The sequence below is a fragment of the Micromonospora sp. NPDC005806 genome, assembly GCF_042871425.1.
GTDB lineage: Bacteria > Actinomycetota > Actinomycetes > Mycobacteriales > Micromonosporaceae > Micromonospora.
The window spans coordinates 106,311-124,842 of the sequence record NZ_JBIAIL010000010.1; the positions used below are offsets into that span (position 1 = coordinate 106,311).

Annotated in this window: 14 protein-coding genes and 2 pseudogenes; 5 read left to right on the plus strand and 11 right to left on the minus strand. The window is 75.3% G+C overall.

Annotated features, from left to right (window positions below):
- Positions 1-3: 3 nt before the first annotated feature.
- A complete protein-coding gene (locus ACFYOS_RS13625) occupies positions 4-417 on the plus strand; it encodes a roadblock/LC7 domain-containing protein (protein WP_200215717.1) in 414 nt (137 codons plus the stop codon).
- A 259-nt stretch (positions 418-676) separates the two neighbouring features.
- On the opposite strand, the pseudogene ACFYOS_RS13630 reads toward ACFYOS_RS13625, so the two are convergent.
- A pseudogene (locus tag ACFYOS_RS13630) lies at positions 677-1,361 on the minus strand (DUF3159 domain-containing protein).
- A gap of 89 nt (positions 1,362-1,450) precedes the next feature.
- Here ACFYOS_RS13630 and ACFYOS_RS13635 point away from each other — a divergent pair.
- Positions 1,451-2,338 (plus strand): phosphatase PAP2 family protein, encoded by an 888-nt coding sequence (locus ACFYOS_RS13635; protein WP_387139887.1) that lies wholly within the window; start codon positions 1,451-1,453, stop codon positions 2,336-2,338.
- Here the strand turns inward: ACFYOS_RS13635 and ACFYOS_RS13640 are convergent, their stop codons facing one another.
- Positions 2,339-2,779 carry a YbhB/YbcL family Raf kinase inhibitor-like protein gene (locus ACFYOS_RS13640; protein ID WP_387139890.1) on the minus strand — a complete coding sequence of 147 codons (441 nt, stop codon included), beginning with the start codon at positions 2,777-2,779 and terminating at the stop codon, positions 2,339-2,341.
- Between the two features lie 124 nt (positions 2,780-2,903).
- Here ACFYOS_RS13640 and ACFYOS_RS13645 point away from each other — a divergent pair, with 124 nt between their 5' ends.
- On the plus strand, positions 2,904-3,572 hold the full coding sequence (locus tag ACFYOS_RS13645) for a maleylpyruvate isomerase N-terminal domain-containing protein (RefSeq protein WP_387139893.1): 669 nt from the start codon (positions 2,904-2,906) through the stop codon (positions 3,570-3,572).
- A 47-nt stretch (positions 3,573-3,619) separates the two neighbouring features.
- Here ACFYOS_RS13645 and ACFYOS_RS13650 read toward each other — a convergent pair whose 3' ends face one another.
- Together ACFYOS_RS13650 and ACFYOS_RS13655 are read right to left on the minus strand one after the other, a co-directional pair.
- Positions 3,620-4,483 carry a DUF1028 domain-containing protein gene (locus ACFYOS_RS13650; protein ID WP_387139896.1) on the minus strand — a complete coding sequence of 288 codons (864 nt, stop codon included), beginning with the start codon at positions 4,481-4,483 and terminating at the stop codon, positions 3,620-3,622.
- Between the two features lie 92 nt (positions 4,484-4,575).
- On the minus strand, positions 4,576-5,790 hold the full coding sequence (locus ACFYOS_RS13655; RefSeq protein WP_387139899.1) for a low temperature requirement protein A: 1,215 nt from the start codon (positions 5,788-5,790) through the stop codon (positions 4,576-4,578).
- 150 nt (positions 5,791-5,940) lie between these two features.
- Between ACFYOS_RS13655 and ACFYOS_RS13660 the strand changes: the two are divergent.
- Positions 5,941-6,912, plus strand: a pseudogene (locus ACFYOS_RS13660) (LLM class F420-dependent oxidoreductase); the annotation flags it as partial.
- 10 nt (positions 6,913-6,922) lie between these two features.
- Positions 6,923-7,723, plus strand: coding sequence for an SDR family oxidoreductase (locus ACFYOS_RS13665; protein WP_387139902.1), 801 nt, complete (start codon positions 6,923-6,925; stop codon positions 7,721-7,723).
- Here the strand turns inward: ACFYOS_RS13665 and ACFYOS_RS13670 are convergent.
- The 7 genes from ACFYOS_RS13670 to ACFYOS_RS13700 form a co-directional block, all read right to left on the minus strand.
- On the minus strand, positions 7,717-8,037 hold the full coding sequence (locus ACFYOS_RS13670) for a hypothetical protein (RefSeq protein WP_387139905.1): 321 nt from the start codon (positions 8,035-8,037) through the stop codon (positions 7,717-7,719). The two genes, ACFYOS_RS13665 and ACFYOS_RS13670, sit on opposite strands and share 7 nt — an antisense overlap.
- 229 nt (positions 8,038-8,266) lie before the next feature.
- A complete protein-coding gene (locus ACFYOS_RS13675; RefSeq protein ID WP_387139908.1) occupies positions 8,267-8,533 on the minus strand; it encodes a hypothetical protein in 267 nt (88 codons plus the stop codon).
- Positions 8,534-8,674: 141 nt separating this feature from the next.
- The gene (locus ACFYOS_RS13680) at positions 8,675-11,050 is read right to left on the minus strand and encodes a transglutaminaseTgpA domain-containing protein (protein WP_387139910.1); all 2,376 of its coding nucleotides are present in this window, start codon (positions 11,048-11,050) and stop codon (positions 8,675-8,677) included.
- On the minus strand, positions 11,044-12,198 hold the full coding sequence (locus ACFYOS_RS13685; RefSeq protein ID WP_387139913.1) for a DUF58 domain-containing protein: 1,155 nt from the start codon (positions 12,196-12,198) through the stop codon (positions 11,044-11,046). The genes ACFYOS_RS13680 and ACFYOS_RS13685 overlap by 7 nt, the downstream gene beginning before the upstream one ends.
- A 16-nt stretch (positions 12,199-12,214) precedes the next feature.
- Complete coding sequence (locus ACFYOS_RS13690; RefSeq protein WP_387139916.1) at positions 12,215-13,210, minus strand: AAA family ATPase; 996 nt, start codon at positions 13,208-13,210, stop codon at positions 12,215-12,217.
- A 32-nt stretch (positions 13,211-13,242) separates the two neighbouring features.
- Entirely contained in the window at positions 13,243-15,870 is a 2,628-nt protein-coding gene (locus ACFYOS_RS13695; RefSeq protein WP_387139919.1) for a fibronectin type III domain-containing protein, read from the minus strand.
- A 152-nt stretch (positions 15,871-16,022) separates the two neighbouring features.
- Positions 16,023-18,473: a tetratricopeptide repeat protein gene (locus tag ACFYOS_RS13700; protein ID WP_387139922.1), complete on the minus strand. Its 2,451-nt coding sequence runs from the start codon at positions 18,471-18,473 to the stop codon at positions 16,023-16,025.
- Between the last annotated feature and the right edge of the window lie 59 nt (positions 18,474-18,532).

An 18,532-nucleotide genomic window follows, 5' to 3' on the forward strand; every position in this document is an offset into this window, starting at 1 on the left:
ACGTTGAGCCAGGAGGCACGCGACCTGAGCTGGTTGGTGAACGCGTTCGCGGAGCGGGTCCCGGGGGTGGCGCACGCCGTGGTGGTCTCCTCCGACGGCCTGCTGGTGGCGATCTCCGCCCACCTGCCGCGCGACCACGCGGACAAGCTCGCCGCGGTGACCTCGGGCCTGATGAGCATCACCGCCGGCGCGGCGCAGATGTTCGACGGGGACGTCGTCAAGCAGACGGTGGTCGAGATGGGACGGGGCTACTTCCTGGTCATGCAGATCCGGGACGGCTCGATCCTGGCCACCCTCGCGGCCGCGGACGCCGACATCGGCGTGGTCGGCTACGAGATGGCCCGGCTGGCGAAGCAGGCGGGCGAGATGCTCACCCCGGCGCTACGCGCCGAACTCCAGCAGGCGTTGCCCCGCTGAGCGGGGCCGCCCCGGCCGGCGGCGTATCGCCCCGGCCGGACCGAGCCCCCGGTCGGCCGACGGCCTGATTCCCACGGTGAGACCGGGTGAGCCGGCCGTCCGGCCGACGCGGCGGACGGACCGGCCCACCATTTCGCCGTTAGACGAACTTGCCGTGAAAAAGGCTGCGAAATTCCGGCCGTCACGGGATCACACGACGGGCGGGAACGGAGTAACGTACGTCACCGGAGAGGCCGCTCCCCCCGTGGCGGCCTCTCTTTTACGTCTCCGGCCCGCCGTCCGCATCGGACGGCGGGACCGGGTGCCGCAGCCCCGGGTGACCGGGCGGCAGCGAGCGCCGGATCACCACCCAGCTCTCCGCCAGCGCAGCCGCGACCAGCGGCCAGGTCAGCGCCACCCGGGCCACCACCAGCGCGATCACCTGGCCGCCGAGCCAGAGCGGCACGAAGACCGCCAGCCGCAGCGAATAGGTCGCCGCCCAGACCCAGCTGCCCCGGGCGTACGCCCGCAGCAGCGCGGGATCCCGCCGCCACCGGCCGCGCTGCCCCAAACGCCGCGCCGACCACGACGCCGAGCAGCGGCCAGCGCACCACGATGCTGACCACCCAGGCGAGCCCACTGGCCGCATTGGACACCAGCTGCACCAGGAAGAAGTCGCTGGCCCGCCCGGTCCGCAGGGCGATCAGCGCGGCCACGCAGACGGCGAGCAGCCCGATCACCACCGAGCGCGGCCGGTCCCCGCGGCCCAGCCGCCTGCCGGCCATCACCGCGCCGGTCGCCACCGCGGCGGCCACCCCGCCCCACAGCCCGGCGGCCAGCCAGCCGACGGCGAACGCCACCGGCGGAAGGGTCGCGTCGACTGCGCCCCGCCGGCCCCCGAGCAGGTCCGCCAGGGACTCCGTCCGCTCCCGCGACGGCCGTTCCCGCTCCGGCGTGCTGGTCACCCCGCTCACCCCCTCCACCTGTGCTTCCTCAACCTAGTCGGCCGGGGTCGATGTCTCGACGAGCGCCGATCCCGGTAGGCCGTTACGGTGTGCGGGTGCGCGATACGGCGAGGGGCTGGACGGCGGTCTGGTTGGTCGTACTGGCCCTGGTCCAGGCGGCCGCGTTGTTCCTGGTGTGGCGCTTCGCCGTGCACACCCGGCTCGGCCAGTGGCTGGACACGGTGGCACTGACCGGCAACCAGATCGGGCAGAGCCGCATCGACGGGCCGGTGGACCGCATCCTCAACGCCATGTCGGTGGTGTCCCTGCTGGTAGCCACGGCGATGATCGGCTTCATCGCGCTGATCCGAGGCCGTAAGGCGCTCGCCGTCACGGCCACCCTGCTGATCGCCGGTGCGAACGGGAGCACCCAACTGCTCAAGCACTATCTGGTCCGCCCCGACTTCGGCATCGACCCGGAGCGGGCGGCGGCCGGCAACAGCCTGCCGAGCGGGCACACCGCGGTGGCCGCGTCGGTGGCGGTCGCGCTGATCCTGGTGCTGCCGGCGAAGCTGCGGGTGCCGGGCGCGTTCCTCGGTGCCGGGTACGCGGCCGCCGCCGGGGTGGCCACCCTCTCCGCCGGCTGGCACCGGCCCAGCGACGCCGTCGCCGCCTTCCTCGTGGTCGGCGGCTGGGCCGCGGTCGCCGGCCTGATGCTGCTGTTCTTCCAGCGGGAACGGGCCGCGATCTCCGCGGCCGACGCGCATCGGGTGGCCGCCGCGGTGCTCGGCCTCGGTGGCGTGCTCGCGCTCGTCGTGTCCGGACTCGCTCTCGCCTGGCTGGCCTCCCGGTCCGGGACGCCCGCCGACGAGCTCAGCCGCCGTCCGCTCCTCATCGGATACGCGGGCAGCGCGGCCGGCATCGTGGGGACGATGGCCCTGGTGGCCGCGCTGGTCCTCGCGGTGGTGCACCGGCTGGTGCCCCGCTACAAGGGCTGATCAGCGGTAGAACGTGCCGACCATGGTGCCGCTGGCGAACTCGTTGTCGGTGAGCGCCCGGTGTACGTCCTCGGCGTGCGGCGAGTCCGGCAAGGTCAGCGGGCGTTCCAGCGCGTAGAGACGGAAGAAGTACCGGTGCGGATCCTCGTGCCGAGGCGGGTTCGGGCCGCCCCAACCGGTGGTGCCGAAATCATTGGGCCACTCCCGGCCCCCCAATGGCACCCCGCCCTCGGCGACCCCTTCCGACCGCGGCGAGATGTCGGTCACCAGCCAGTGCAGGAAAGGAGTCTTCCCGCCGTCGGGATCCTCGACGATCAGGACCAGCTGGTCGGTGCCGTCCGGTACCTGGGACCACTCCAAGGGCGGAGAGACGTTCCCGCCCTCCTGCGAGAAGCGTCCCGGTAGCAGGTCGTGGTCATTGAACGCGGTACTGCGGAGCATGATGCCGGCCATGGTGCGGCCCCTCCTCTCCTCGGTCCAGCGGCGCGTACCCGGCCGGCGGGCGGCGAAACGGCGGGTGGCAGGCTGGCCCGGCACGGAGGGACGGACCGGACGGGGAGGACGGGTGGAGACGGTACGGGTGGCGTTCCGCGACGAGTGCGGGCGGCTTGAGGACGTGCTGCGGGGCCTCGACGAGGCGGACCTGGACCGGCCCACGCCCTGCCCGCCGTGGGCGGTGCGGGACCTGCTCGCGCACGTGCGAACCGGCGCGGGGCGACTGGTCGACATGCTCGCCGCGCCGGCCCCCGAGCGGGCGGAGGTGGACGCCGCCGCCTACTTCGGGGCGGCCAAGTTCACCCCGGAGGTGGACGGGGCGCGGATCGACAGCGCCCGGCATGAGGCGCGGGAGCTGCCCGGCGTACCCGAGGTGGCGGAGGGCTTCGCGAGGGCCTGGCGGGCCGCCGACGCGGCGGTCGCCGCGCAGCCGCCGGGGCGGCTGGTCCGCACCCGGCACGGCGACGCGATGACGCTGACCGAGTTCCTGCGTACCCGGGTGGTGGAGGTCGGGGTGCACGGCCTGGACCTGGCCGACGCGCTGGATCGCCGGCCGTGGCTGACGCCCACCGCGGCGGAGGTGGTGGCCGACCTGCTTGCCGACGGGCCGGTGCCGGACGGGCTCGGCTGGGACGCGCTGACCCTGGTCCGCAAGGCCACCGGCCGGGCACCGCTGACCGAGCGGGAGCGCACGCTGGTCGAGGAGTCCGGCTTCCGCTGGCTCTCCTTCGGCAGCTGATCCGGCGCGCCCTCGCCAGGTCGCCGACCGGCGGCGGGCCCGCGCGGTCAGTCGGCGGCGCGGGCGGCCGGGACGTGCGGTGCGGTGCGGCGAAGGTGGTCCAGGACGATCGGGTCGATCCGGGTGGGGACGATCCGCTCTTCCAGGTTCTCCACTCCGGCCCAGGAGGCGAGCGCGTCATCCAGGCCGGCCGGGCCGACCGGGTGGCCGGCCGCGGCCAGCAGCACCGCCACCTCCTCGGCGAGCGGGCCGGTGAGGTCGCGCAGGGTGGCCGGGTCCGGCTTGCCGAAGAGCATGGTGTGGATGTCGAGCAGGCGGCCCAGCTCGGTGACCGGGTCGGGGTGGTCATCCACCCGCAGGTCCACCAGTTCGTCGCCGGTGCCGGCGTAGCCGCCGCGGCGCTGCACCACCAGCAGGCCGGCGCTCTGCCGGCCGCGCCGGTCGCCGCCGGCCCGGTCACCGGCGTGCAGCGCGGCCAGCAGCCGCTGCGGGAAGGGCAGCTCGGTGCCGCCCAGCCAGGCGTCCCGGATCGCGTCGATGACCTGCGGGCCGGCCAGGATGTTGCCCTGCGCGGCCCAGCCGTCGCCGGCCTGGCCGCCGGCCCACGGGTGGCAGCGCGGCCCGGTCCAGGTGGCCCCGTCGCCGGTCGCGCCGACCACGCCGAGCTGCCGGTCGTCCCGGCCCGGGTCGGCGGCGACCAGGCCGGCAATCACGTCCGTGGCGGCCACGCCGCTGCGTAGCAGCGCCAGCCCCTGCCCGCGGTACGCCAGGTTGACGTGTGCCTGGGTGGCCACCGCGCCCACCTCGGCCGCGGCGGCGGGGACCAGGGCCCCGGCGGCGAGGAACTTGCTGGCCACGGCGACGCCGTGCAGGAGGCCGTCGGCGGAGCGGGCGACGATCGAGAAGGTCACCGGCGGATGGTAGCGCCGGGGCGTCGCGCGCCGCCGTCCCCGCCTGGCGCGAGCCGACAGCCGGTCAGCCGGCCTGGCCGGGCGGGCGTCCCTCAGAACGGCGGGGCGGCGGCCTCGGGCGGGCGACCCCAGGCCCGGCGGGCGTCAGCGACCGCCACCCCGAGCAGCACGACCGCGGCGGTCGCCGCCGAGGCCAGCGACGCCACGTGCGCCAGCAGCGGCGCCGAGGCCAGGAGGATCAGGATGGCCACCCAGCGCGACGGCGACACCCGGCCGAAGACCTCGTACTCGAAGCGCGCCCGACCGGCAAGGAAGAGGGCCGGGCCGCCGAGGATCATCGAGATCCAGGCGATGTGGCTGTGCCCGGTCGGATGCTGGGTGACCAGCTCGTAGCCGATCGCGGTGGCCACCACGCCGATCACCATCATCAGGTGGGTGTCGGCGGCCGACCGGCCGATGGTGGCGGGATGGGCTGCCTTCATCACCGCCTCGCCCAGGATCTGCCCGGCCCGCTGCACGTAGATCCGCCACAGCAGCACCGACGTGACGATCGCCGTGGCGAAGGCGGTGGTCCGGGGCAGGTCGGGCCGGTGTCCGCTGTAGGCCAGGCCGGCGACGAGGACCGTCTCGCCGAGCGCGACGAGGAAGAACTGCTGGTACCGCTCGGCCAGGTGCTCCCCGGCGATGTCCCAGCGGGAGATGGTGGAGCGGCCCAGTCCGGGCACCGGCCAGCCGGTCCGCGTCGCCAGGTACTCCACGGCGACGGCGGTCGTCCAGAGCACCACCCGTGGATTGGTGGGCAAGAACGCCCCGGTCAGCCAGAGCACGCCGGTCGCCCCCAACGTGATCAGCATGCGCAGTTTCAGCCGGCGGTACGGGTGCTTGCCCAACGCCACCAGCAGGATCGCCGGCCGGAACACCTGCGCCACCACGTACGCGATGGCGAAGGCGAGGCCGGATTGGGTGAACGCCCTGGGGATCGCCACCCCCATCACCATGCTGCACACCAAGGTGATGATCACGATCGCCTGGATCCAGATGCGGTACGGGTCGTACCGGCTGGTCGTCCACGCGACTCCCTGCCAGATCGCCCAGAGCGCGAGCCCCAGCAGCAGCGTCTTGCCGCCGCCGGTGATCGCCCGCTGCACCGTGCCGTGTCCCGGTTCCACCGCCAGGTCCTGGAAGGCACGGGCGCCGATCCGGGTGAGCGCGAAGACGAACACCAGGTCGAAGAAGAGCTCCAGGAACGTCGCCCGCTTCGCGGCTTCCTCCACCGGGAGCAGACCCGGCGGTTCGGCGGTGCTCACGCTGGCCTCCCCCCGTCGGTCCGGCCCCTTCTGGCAGTCGTAACACCCTTTCCGGGCGGGCCGGTGCGGATCACGGGTATCGGCCCGGTCCGGATCTTGCTCCGGGCGGCGGCGAGCGGGCACGATCGACCGGTGACGAACCGATGGGGCATGACGGTGCCGCTGAGCGGCATCCCGCTCGCCGACCACGCGGCGGTCTACGCGGCCCTCGACCGGTCCGGCTTCACCGACGTCTGGTCGTCGGAGGTCGCCGGGACCGACGCGTTCACGCCGCTGGCGCTCGCCGCGGCGTGGCAACCCCGGCTCCGCCTCGGCACGGCGATCACCCCCGTCTTCACCCGGGGGCCCGGGCTGCTCGCGATGAGCGCCGCCGCCCTCGCCGAGGCCGCCCCCGGGCGCTTCGCGCTCGGTATCGGCGCCTCCTCGCCGGTGCTCGTCCGCGACTGGAACGCCGTGCGGTTCTCCGAGCCGTTCAAGCGGACCCGGGACGTGCTGCGCTTCCTGCGCGCCGCGCTGCGCGGGGAGACCGTCGACGAGGTGTACGACACGTTCACCGTCCGCCGGTTCACTCTGGAACGCCCGCCGGCCGCGCCGCCGCCGGTGCTGCTGGCCGCGCTGCGCCCCGGCATGCTGCGGCTCGCCGCCGCCGAGGCCGACGGAGTGATCCTCAACTGGCTCTCCGCCGACGACGTGCCGACCGCCCTCGGCGAACTCGGCGAACGCCGGCCCGGCTTCGAGGTCACCGCCCGGATCTTCGTCTGCCCGACCGAGGACGCCGCGCACGCCCGGGCGCTGGGCCGCCGGCTGATCACCGCCTACCTCACCGTGCCGGCGTACGCGGCCTTCCACCGCTGGCTCGGTCGGGACAAGGTGCTCGGCCCGATGTGGGAGAAGTGGGCGGCCGGTGACCGGCGGGGTGCCTCGGCGGCCGTGCCGGACGAGGTGGTCGACGCGCTGGTGCTGCACGGCTCGCCCGACGACTGTGTCGCGCAGGTCCGTCGGTACGCGGACAACGGGGTGGACGTACCCGTGCTGGCGGTGCTGCCCACCCCGGAGTTGGCCGCCGGCGGCGCAGCGGCGCTGGCCGCGTTGATTCCCAGGCTGGGTCCTGGCGGCGGGGAGGGGAACTGGGATGAACCTGACCGATCGGGTTGTCCTGATCACCGGCGGGGCGGGCGGCATCGGCGCGGCCCTCGGCCGCCGGTTCGCCGCCGAGGGCGCCGCCGCGGTCGTCCTCGGCGACCTGGACGCCGACGCGGCCCGCGCGGTGGCCGAGGGGATCGGGCCCGTCGCGCACGGGGTCGGCCTGGACGTCACCGACGAGGCGCAGGTCCGCGCGCTGGTCGACGAGACCGAGCGGCGGTACGGACGGATCGACCTGTTCTGCGCCAACGCCGGCGTGGCCACCGGCGGGGGAGTGGACGCCCCCGACGCCGACTGGGAGCGGGCCTGGCGGGTCAACGTGCTGGCCCACGTGCACACCGCCCGGGCCGCGCTGCCGGCGATGCTCCGGCGCGGCCAGGGCTACCTGCTCTTCACCTGCTCGGCGGCGGGCGTGCTCACCGCGGTCGGCGACGCCCCGTACACCGCGACCAAGCACGCGGCGGTCGGCTTCGCCGAGTGGCTCGCCATCACCTACCGCGACGCCGGCATCAAGGTCAGCGCGCTCTGCCCGCAGGGCGTGGACACCCCGATGCTCGCCGACGGCCTCGCCGCCGGCCACCTCGGCGCCCGGGTGATCGCCGCCTCCGGCGCGGTGCTCACCCCGGACCAGGTCGCCGACGCCACCGTCGCCGGGCTGGCCGAGGAGCGGTTCCTCATCCTGCCCCACCCGGAGGTCGCCACGTACGCGCGGCGCCGTGCCGAGGACCCGGACGGTTGGCAGGCCGGCCTGCGCAAACTGGTCCGCAAGCTGCGCGCCGCGGATCAGTAGGAGCTGCCGTGGCCCCCGCCGCCGTCGTGCCCGCCCCCGTGGCCGGCGGCGTCGCCGTACACGCTGTTCTCCAGGATCGCCCCGGAGTAGCGGTCCACGGGCGGGCCACCCCGCTCGAAGGTGTCCCGGTGCGGCCGGGGATCCGACCGTCGCAGCTCGCGCGCGGCTTTGCGGGCCGCCGCCAGCTTCTCCTCCCGGGACGGTTCGGCTCGGGTACGCAGCCGCCGCCGGCGGGCGACGACCAGGAGAACGCCGGTGAGGGCGGCGCAGGCCGCGGCGAGCGCGGCGACGACCGCCCAGGCAGGTGCGGACATGCCTCGACTGTAGGACCGCCTGGCAATCCGCACCGCCCGGAGCGCCGCGGAGCTGCGGTGGAGATGAGGATGGTGCCGCAGCGGTATCGCGCCGCATGATGGCTCAGACTGGTGCGGGCCAAAGGAAAATCGTCGGATGCCCATGCCCCGGGCTGAGAGACTGCGCTCCATGCTCCCCGGACGTGACCGGCCTCCGCCCTGGGCGGAGGCCGGCGTAGCCATGCGTCGCTTACCTGAACCGCTTGGGGTTCGAGTTACCCGGGTTGGCCAGGTTGTGGATCTCCCACCCGTATCCCGGGCTGTCGCTGTCGTGCGCCTGCTGGCGTACGTACTCGCCGCGACTGGTGCCGCCGGGGTAGCAGTCGGTCTGGTTGCAGGCCTTCACTTCCTGGCCCCAGTTGTCGGGCGGAGCGGCCAGGGCCGGGGCAGCGGCGGGCAGCCCCATTCCCACCGCGAACGTAGCGATGACGACTGCTCGCTTGACGGATCGCTTCAACGGTCCTCCTCGGATCCACCTGCATGGACTAGATGTTGTCCAGTCGAAAACATTCTCGGATCCAAACATGTCACCGCCCGCGGTCCGCCCAGACGCGCCGAGAAGCCGGCCGAGCGCTACGTGGGCTGCTACCCGAAGTGATTAGCGGCGCCAGCGCAGCGGGCCGGGGCGCACCGTCCACAGCAGTCGCCGCCACCGGGGTCGGGCGGCGCGCAGCGCTGAGACGTACCGGCCGGCCAGCGCCGCCGCCCGGTCCGCCTGGTCGGGGGTCGCCGTGCCTGGGGCGAACGCCACCTGGTTGAGCAGCCCGGCCAGCTCCTCGACCGCCCCGCCCGGTAGTCCGGCGGCCTCATCGCCGGACCCGGATGCGGCGTCGCCGTCCGCCGCGTCGTTCGGAACTACCGGACCGCTGTTGCCGGCCAGGGCCGCGCGAGCCTCGGCCAGGGTACGGCGGGCCTGCTCGGCCACCTCGGCCGCGGCCAGGTCGTCGCCGACCGGGCGCCCGGACAGCCGCAGCGCGTCGGTCAGCTCCCGCCAGGCGCCGGCGATCCGCTGGCCGGGGTCGCCCCGCTCGAGCCGGGCCCGGGTCAGGTTGCGGCGCAGCCCGGCCAGGGCCAGCAGCACCAGCCCGACCAGCAGCACCAGCCCGCCGGCACCGCCGCCGACCAGCAGCGGCGTACCCGGGCCACCCCGGCCGCCGGTCCGGCCGGGCGCGGCCGCCGCCGGCGGCGTCGGGGTGGGCTCCAGCGTCGGCTCCGGCACCTCCGACGGGGGCGGGTCGTCCGGCGTCGGGCGGAAGTCCTCCTCCACCGGGCGGGGTTCCTCGTTCGGCCGGGGCATCGGGTCGAACGGCACCCAACCGACGCGCTCGAAGAGCACCTCCGGCCAGGCGAACGCGTCCGCGGCGCGGACCGGGCCGTCGGTCCGGGGCACGAAGCCCACCACCACCCGGGTGGGCAGGCCGGCCAACCGGCCCAGCACCGCGAACGCCGCCGCGAACTGCTCCGAGGTGCCCCGCTGTCCGCCGCCGTTGCGCGGTCCGAACAGGAAGAACGCCAGGTTCGGGTACGCGTGCCCGCTCGGCGCGTCCGCGGTCACCCGGTAGTGCCCGGCCAGGAATTCCTCGATGGCCGCGGCCCGCGCGTACGGGGCGCCGTTCTCCTCGGCGAGCTGGGTGGCCAGCTTGCGCAGCTGCTCAGGCGCCCCGTCGGGCACCCGCAGCACCCGGGCCACCGCGTCCCCGGCCGGCACGTTCGCCATGGCGAGCAGGTTCGCGTCGGGGCGCTCCCGCACCGAGGTGACCGTGTACCGCAGCCCCGGGGCCAGCCCCTCCGGCCGGATCAGCGTTCCGGTCGCCGGGTCGTACGCCACCCGGGCGCCGGTCACCTCGCGCGGCGTCGGTACGGCCGGCAGCAGCCGCCCGGTCAGGTCGGCCACGGTGATCTCCTGCCGGACCGTCTCCGTGGTGGCCCCCGCGGCCGGCTCCGTCGCCGGCAGGATCCGCCCCGCGTTCCGGTACGTCGCTCCGACCCGCCAGGTCACCCCGTCGTAGTCGCTGAGCACCGCCAGCCGGATCCGGGTCCCGCCCTGCTCCGGCGCGCCCGTCTCGGTCCGCACGTCGAGAAGCTTCTGGTCCGGGTTCAGCGCCCAGCCGGAGATGCGGATCAGCGGGTTCTCGTCCAACGACTCCACCTGCGGCGGCTCGACGTACCGGCGCGGGTCGACCGGGCGGTCGTCGACCTGGCCCGCGACCACCGGGGCGAGCAGGGCGGCCAGTGCCACCACCACCGCCACCCCGGCTGCGCTCGCGGCGAGCAGTCGCAGCCGCACCGCCGCGCGTACCGCCGGGGCGAGACCGGCGACCGGGTCGCCGGTGGCCGGGGTGTTCCGCCGGGACGGCACCGTCAGGCCGGCGGCGGCGACCGCCGCGAACACCACGGTCGGCGCGATCGCCGGGCCGGCGTTCGGGCCGACCACGTAGACCGCGCCCGCGTAGAGCAGCACCGGCGGCAGGTAGCTGAGCAGCACCCGACCCGCCCGCAGCGCCACCTCGGCGGCGGCCAGCCCGGCCAGCCAGGCGGCGACCACCGGCACCAGCACGGTGTCCGGCGCCGGTTCGATCGGGATCATCGCGGTGAGCAGTCGGGGGATGGCGTTGCGGGCGGCGTCCGCCGCGACGTCGCCGAGGCTGCCCGGAAGCGCGGCGTGGCTCGCCGCCAGCCGCAGCGACAGCACCGTCCACCCGGTCAGGGCGGCCACCGACAGGGGCGCCACCAGCCAGGACGGCAACCGGCGGGCGGCGACGCTGACCAGCACGGAGCCGGCCGCCGCACCCATCATCAGGCGGGTCAGCAGCGGTCCGGCGTACACCCCGCCCAGCACCACGCCGGCCAGGGCGATCATCGTGATCAGTGCCAGCGGCACCGGTACGGCCCGCAGCGCTCGTCCGGTCGGGCCGCCCGTGGTCGGCCCGGGCGGCGCGTCGGCCGCCGGGCGCGGCGGCGTAAGGGTCACCATCGGCGGATCCCGTCCCACTCGGCGGCGAACCCCGCGCCGTCGGCCGCGTCCACCACGACCAGGCCCACCGCGCCGGCCGGTGTCGGCTCCGCCGCGCCGAACACGCCCACCACCACCGAGGGGTACGCACCGCGCAGTGCGCCGACGTGCCCCAGGTCGCCCCGCGCGCCCGGCCCGGTGAGGAAGACCAGCGTGTCGCCCGACCGCTCCTGCCGCAGCCGATTCATCGCGGTGCGCAGCACGTCCGCCCCGCCCTCGGCCAACTCCACCGCGGCGAGCCGGTCCAGCGGACCGACGGAGCCGACCGGGTCCTCCTCGGGCGGTGCGACCAGCAGCAGGCTCACCGGCAGCTCCTCCCGGACCGCGGCGGCCACCACCGACGCGGCCGCCTCGCACGCCGACTCGAAGGACTCGGCGACCCGGTCCACCCGCTCCGGGTGGGCGGTGGCCCGGTTGTCCAGCACCACCACGATCCGGGGCAGGCTGGTGTCCACGTTCTCCCGCACCATCAGCTCGCCCACCCGGGCGCTGGTCCGCCAGTGCACCCGGCGCAGCTCGTCGCCAACCACGTACTCGCGCAGCGAGTCGAAGGTGATCGAGCCGTGGGGCACGCTGTCGGTCCGCCCGTCCAGGCTGCGCCCGGCTCCGGTCGGTACCGCCGCCAGCGGGTGGATGCGGGGGTGCACCCAGACCGGCACCGGTTCTCCGTAGGAGCGGGCCAGCGCGACCAGCCCCAGCGGGTCACGTCGGGTCACCCGCAGCGGCCCGACCGGCACCACGCCCCGGCGGTGGGTCGGCACCTCGTAGCGGACCTCGGTGTCCCGACCGGGACGCAGCCGCAGCAGCGGGACCGGCACCAGCCGTCCGCCGCAGCGGTCCTCGGCGACCAGGTTCGCCGCGCGCAGCCGCCCGGTGTTGCGCACGGTCAGCGTCATGGCGGCTGGCTCGCCCCGGGCCACCCGGTCCGGGTCGGCCACCCGCTCGACCGTCAGCCGGGGCCGCCAGGCGGCGGTGACCAGGGCGTGCCCGACGGCCACGGCGGCCGCCGCGCCGAGCACGGTCAGCTCCGGGTACGCGAACCGGAAGCCGACGCCGAGCAGGGCGACGGCGGCGGCGAGCAACCCGACGCCCCGGGTGGTGATCCCCACGGTCCCGCCGACCGGGTCAGACCTGCGCCGGGGTGGGCTGCCCCGACGGCAGCGGCACCGGCACCGAGGCGACGGCCTGGCGCAGCACCTCGGCCGCGCTCACCCCGCGCACCTGGGCGTCCGGGGTGAGCAGCAGCCGGTGCGCGAAGACCGGCTCGGTCAGGGTCTTCAGGTCCTCCGGCATGATCCAGCCCCGCCCGTCGATCAGCGCGTACGCGCACGCCGCCCGGGTCAGCGCGATGACACCGCGCGGGCTGACCCCGACCCGCACCTGCGGGTGGTTGCGGGTGGCCGCGGCCAGCCGCACCGCGTACGCGTAGAGCGGCTCGGCGATGTGCACCCGCCGGGCCATCCGCACCATCTCCCCGATGGTGGCGGTGTCGGTGACCGCGCTGAGCGAGTCGGGGGAGCGGACGGCGGCCCCGCGCAGCACCTCGATCTCGACGGCCTCGTCCGGGTAGCCGACCGACAGCTTCACCAGGAACCGGTCGAGCTGAGCCTCGGGCAGCCGGTAGGTGCCGTCCATCTCCACCGGGTTCTGGGTGGCCACCACCAGGAACGGCTGCGGCACCGGGTGGCGTACGCCGTCCACGGTGACGGTCCGTTCCTCCATCACCTCCAGCAGCGCCGACTGGGTCTTCGGCGACGCCCGGTTGATCTCGTCGGCGATGACGATGTTGGCGAAGACCGGACCCGGGTGGAACTCGAAACCCCGGGTGGCCTGGTTGAAGATGGTCACCCCGGAGACGTCCGACGGGAGCAGGTCCGGGGTGAACTGGATGCGCCGCCACTGACCCTTGACCGTCGCCGCGATCGCCCGGGCCAGGGTGGTCTTGCCGACCCCGGGCACGTCCTCGAGGAGGACGTGCCCCTGGGCGAACAGCGCGGTCAGCGCCAGCCGGACCACCTGCGGCTTACCCAGCACGACCGCGTTGACGTTCTCGGCCAGCCGCGCGGCGAGGGCGGCGAAGCCCTGCACCTCCGGCTGGGTGAGCGGTTCGGGGGTGTTCACGTGCGCGAGTGCTCCTCGATCGGGTGGCGCGGTCAGCAGGTGGGCAGGAGGTTGATGTTGTCGCCGCCCTCCAGGTTCAGCCAGGCCCACGGGATGTAGTTGCGTCCCGAGTACTCGACCTGCACCCACCAGCTGCTCTGCTTCTGGTTGTTGTAGATCCAGGAGTCGACGTTCTCGCCCTGCCTCTTGCAGTACGCCCGCAGCCGGGTGCCGGGCTTCGCCCAGCCGACCTGCTTGGCGTTGAGCTGCTGCGGGACGGAGAAGATCTCGTTGCCGTTGCGACCGGACACGTCGGCGTCGCAGTAGGTGCGCTGGTCGCCGCTGGGCCCGTTGTTGCAGGTGGCGATCCCGTACAGCGGGTCGGTGCCCTGGGCCTTGGTGGCGGTGCCGTTGCCGGCCGCGTTGGTCGCGGTCACCGTCACCGTGTACGCCGTGCCCGGGGTCAGCCCGGTCACTCGCAGGCTGGAGCAGCTCCCGCTGGCGGTCTTCCCGCCGGTGGCAGCCGAGCAGGTGGCGTTGCCGCCGCCGGCGTCCACGGTGAACGACACCGTCACCGAGGTGGTGTCCGCCGACGAGCCGGTCACCGTGATCCGCGGCGCGGCAACTGTCCGGGCGGTGGTGCTGGCCTCCGGGCCGGGACCGGCCTCGTTGACCGCCTTCACCTTCACCGTGACGTTCTGCCCGTTGCCCAGACCGCCGACCGTGGTCCGGGTGTCGGTCACCTCGCTGGCCTTCCCGCCGACGTCCACCAGGTACCTGGTGACCGGGCGGCCATTGTCCACCGCCGGCGCCCACTGCACCGACACGGTGCCCGGCTGGTCGGCCACCGTGGCCGCCTTCAGCTCGGTGGGCGCGCCGGGAGCGGCGAACGGCACCACGGTGTTGCTCACGGGGGAGGCCTTCGAACCGGCGCCCTTGTCGTTCACCGAGACCACGGTGAAGGCGTACTGGGTGCCGTACTCCAGTTGGCCGGCCGGGACCACCAGCTCGGTCTTCCTCGACTCGCCGGCCGGGGCGGCGGCGCCGGCCGAGGTGGCGGTGATCGCGTACTTGGCGATGGTGTTGCCCTGGCCGTTGGCCGCCGGCCACCTCACCAGCACGGTGCCGTCGGGCCGCGCCTGTGCGGTGACGCTGGCCGGCGGGTCCGGCACGGCGGCCGTCGGGGTGACCGGGTTGCTCCTGCGGGACGGCCCGTCGCCCTTGGCGTTGACCGCGTGCACCTCGAACGTGTACGTCTCGCCGTTGGTCAGCCCGGTGATCTCCACGGCGCGCTGGTTGGCGCCCACCTCGTGGCGCTGGCCGGCGCCCTCGACCACGTACTTGGTGATCTGGGCGCCGTTGGCGGCCGCCGCCTGCCAGCTCACCCGCGCCGACGCGTTGCCGGCAGCGGCGGTGACGCCGCGCGGCGCGCCCGGCTTGCCCACCTTCGGCTTCTTCGGCGGGGGCGGCGGCACCGGAGCCGGCGGCGGATCACCGCCGAGCACGTCGTTGGCGTACTTGTTGACCTCGCGGACCTGGTTCCGGTCGTCCACCACCTGCGCGGTGGCCGAGTTCGGCGGGTTGATGAAGAGGTGGTTCTCGCGGACCTCCAGCTCCATCGGGCCGGGCCGCCCGGAGCCCTTGATGGTGTCCACCAGCTGCCCAGCGGCGTCGAACGAGTAGACGGTGCCGGTGCTCTCGTCGGCGCAGTAGAACCGGCCGGCCCAGGCCACCGCCGGGCTCAGCCGGTCACCGGCGCCGGGGACGGTGAACTGCCGCACGTCGGCCCCGTCGTGCACCACGTGCACCTTCCGCTCGCCGGGCACGGTCACCGGGACCTGCGGTCCACTGGTGCGGGGCGGGAGGCTGCCCGGGGCGGACATGGTGAGGCTGGCCCGCTTCGTCTGGCCGGCCTGCACGGTCACCAGAGAGGCGGAGGTGCGGTCCAGCACCGCGACCCCGTCGTCCAGGGTGGACACCACCAGCTCGTGGCTCGGCTCGGCGACCTCGTACGTCTCGACCTGCTTCGGGCTCAGCCCGGCGGGCGGCGCCTGGCCCGGCGTCTCCGGCAGCTCGGCGGCGGTGACCGCCGACACCGTGCCCTCGCTCGGCACGGCGACCCATAGCCGGCCCGCACCGTCGAAGGCCCCACCGGTGATGCCCGGCGGGTAGCGGACCGGCTCACCCACCGGGGTCAACGCGCGTGGGTCGAGCTGCCGCACGATGCCCTGCACGGCGTCCACCACGAACGCCGCGTCCTCGTGCAGCGCCACGCTCACCCCGAACCCCGGGGCGGTCGGCGTGGTCGCGGTGATCTGGAGGGTGGCCAGATCCAGCGAGCTGACCTGGCCGGTGTTCAGGTCGCGCAGGATCAACAGCCGGTCGGTCTGGGCCACCTGCATCTGGTGCCGGCGCCCCCCGGGAACCTCCATCCGGGTGTCCACCCGGGCGCTGACCCCGTTGATCCGCGCCATCTCGCTGCGGGTCGTGCTCCACAACCAGGAGCTGGCGTCGTAGTTGGCCACCGCGTTGTCGGCGGCGCCCAGCCCGAGCACGGTCAACCCCATCGCGGCCAGCAGCGCCGCCACGGTGCCGATGGTGACCAGTCCGCCCCGCATCCGCCGGGGGCGGGGCGCGGGCGCTTCCACCCCGGTGCTCGTGACGTCCTCGATGGTTGCCACAGCCGGCTGCCTCCCCATGTCGGTGGGGGAGGCACCGCGCACGAGTGGTCGACCCTCCCCAGAGCCGGGAGCCATCATAGGGGCCGACCGACGAGCGGGGAACCCGCACCGTCCCGCTGTGGACACCGAGCGTGTCGTGGGTGAAGGCCCGGTCAGTTGGGCGCCGTGCCACCCTCCCGGTCGGTGCAGACCTGCCCCGAGGTGGCGTAGGTGTCCGTCGAGTACACCGCCAGGACCGTGAAGCAGTAGTCCAGCTTCGGGCTCAGCCCGTTGACCGTGTACCTGGTCGTCCCCGGGTCCACCGTGGCCATCACGCCCAGCTTCTGGCCCGCGCGCCCGCCGGCCACCACGAACGGCACACCGCCGTCGGTCGGGTCGGTCCAGGTGACCGTGATCGTCGTGGTGCCGTCCTGGAGCCGCAGGTCACCCGGGGGAGGGCCGCTCACCTTCGGCCTCGCCGCGCTCTGCGCCGGTGTGGGCCCGGGCGCCGGCGCCGCGTCGCGGTTCAGCACCACCGCGCCCACGCCCACGGCGGCCGCCACCGCGACCACCGCGGCACCGACCACCACGGCCACCGTCGTCCGGCTCCGGCCACGCGGCTCCGGCTCCTGCGCCACCGGGTACGCGGGCGGCTGGTGGAACGGGGCCGGCACCGCCGGCCACCCACCCTGGTCGGGGTACGTCTCCGGGCCCGGCGTCGGGTGCGTCGGCTCGGGAAACTCGAGCAGTTCGTCGTAGACCGGCAGCGACCGCGCGCCACCCTCGTCCGCCGCCGGGCTGGCGGGCTCGGCCGGATCCGGCCGCGGTTGGTCGCCCTCATCGGTCGCCGGCTGCAGCCGCGGACCGGCCGGCCGCTCCACCGGCTGCGGCGGGGCGGCGCTGCTCCACGGCGGGGCGGTCAGCCCCCACGGCGGCACCGGGGACGCGCTCACTGGCGCGGCGGCCGGCGGCCCGCTCACCGGCGGCGGCGCGACCGGCGGGTACCCACGCCCCGGCGGTGCGCTCACCGGGTACCCAGGCCCCGGCGGTGCGCTCACCGGCGGCACCGGGGCGGTCGGCGGACCGCTTACCGGCGGAGGGTCGAACGGTGAGCCGTTCTGCGGTGGTCCGCTGACGGGCGGTGCGCTGAACGGTGCGGCGCTGACTGGCGGTGCGGCCAAGGGAGCAGCGCTGACCGGTGGAGTGCTGAACAGCGCCGCGCTCTGCGGTGGTCCGCTGACCGGCGGTGCGCCGAGCGGCGGTGAGCTGACCGGGTGCGCGCTGACGGGCGGGGCACTGACCTGGGGCGCGCTGACCGGCGACTCGGGCGGGCCGCTGACGGGCGGGCCGTCGACCGGAGCGGGCGCCGGGGGGTCGGCCGCCTTCGACGCCGCGTGCTCCGTCTCCTCCCGCAGCAGCGGCCCGATCTGCTGGACCTGCACGGTCGGCTTCGCCCAGCCCGGCGCGGGGGCGGCATCGCCGGACGGGCCGGACCCGGGCGTCTCGGCCTGCCGCCCGGGGGATGGCTGATCGGCCGTCTGCTGCGAGGGCATCACCGACCCTGCTGGCGGTGCCGAGGTGGGGGCGGGGAACAGCGGCCCGGAGGTCGGCGTGGTGACCGCAGCGGGTGGTGCCGGAATGGTCGGGGCCGGGGGAAGGACACCGGATGCCGACGGGGCGGAGGTGGGTGCCGGGACCTGTGGCGACGAAGGCACCGGCCCGGCTGCCGAGGGTACGGCTGCGGGACCCGGCGCGCCGGAGGTCGGCGTCGCCGGTGTGGGCGGGACCGGGATGACCGGTGCCGGCGGCAGGGGAGCCGACGGCGCGGCGACCGGCGGCGCCGGGCTCAGCGTGGGCGGCGCCGGGATCACCGGGGGTGGCGGCAGCGGGGTGGAGGCAGGAGCCGCGCTGGTCGGGGCCGGCGCGGGAACCATCGGCGGTGGCGGCAGCGGAGTGCGCGTGCGGTGGGCCGGTGGCTCCCAGGGCGACGGTCGCGCCGGACCGGGTGGCGGTGCCCACTCCGTACCGGTCGCGGGCGACGCGGCGCGCGGGGCGGCCGGGGGCACCGCGCGGGGAGGCGGCGGGACAGCTGGCCCGGGCGGGGCGGCCGAAGGCTGGTGCGGCACCCGCACGGCCGGCATCGAGACCGTGGGCCCGGACAGCGCGGCCGCGCCCGACTCGGGGGCGGGAGCGGCGGCGGAGCCGCCGAGGTACTGGCGGGCCGTGCGTACCGCGGGATGGTCCGGACCGAGCACCGCGGGCCCGGCGGTGGCCACGCGGGCGTAGTTGCGACGGGCCTCGTGCCGGTTGCCGAGTTCCTCCGCCACCCCGGCGAGGTCGAAGCTGAGCGCGAGCATCAGCGGGTCGGCCTCGCCGCGACGACGCTCGCCGGCCGCGTACGCCTCCTCCAGCACCCGCCGAGCGGCGGCCGGGTCGTCGGCCTCCCGGTGCAGCCGGGCGAGCAGGTGACCGGTGGTCAGCACGTCGGGGTGGTCCTCCCCGTATGCCGGCCGGGCTGCCGCGATCGCGTCGGTGAGGAGGCGGCGGGCGGTGGCCAGATCACCCGCCGAGCGCAGGGCGAGGGCCTGATGTTGAGCGGCGGTCAGGGGGGAGGGGTGGGACACGTGAGCAATGCTGCCCGGAAGGGGTGCCAGGGCGCTACCCGGCCCGACATACCCGGGAT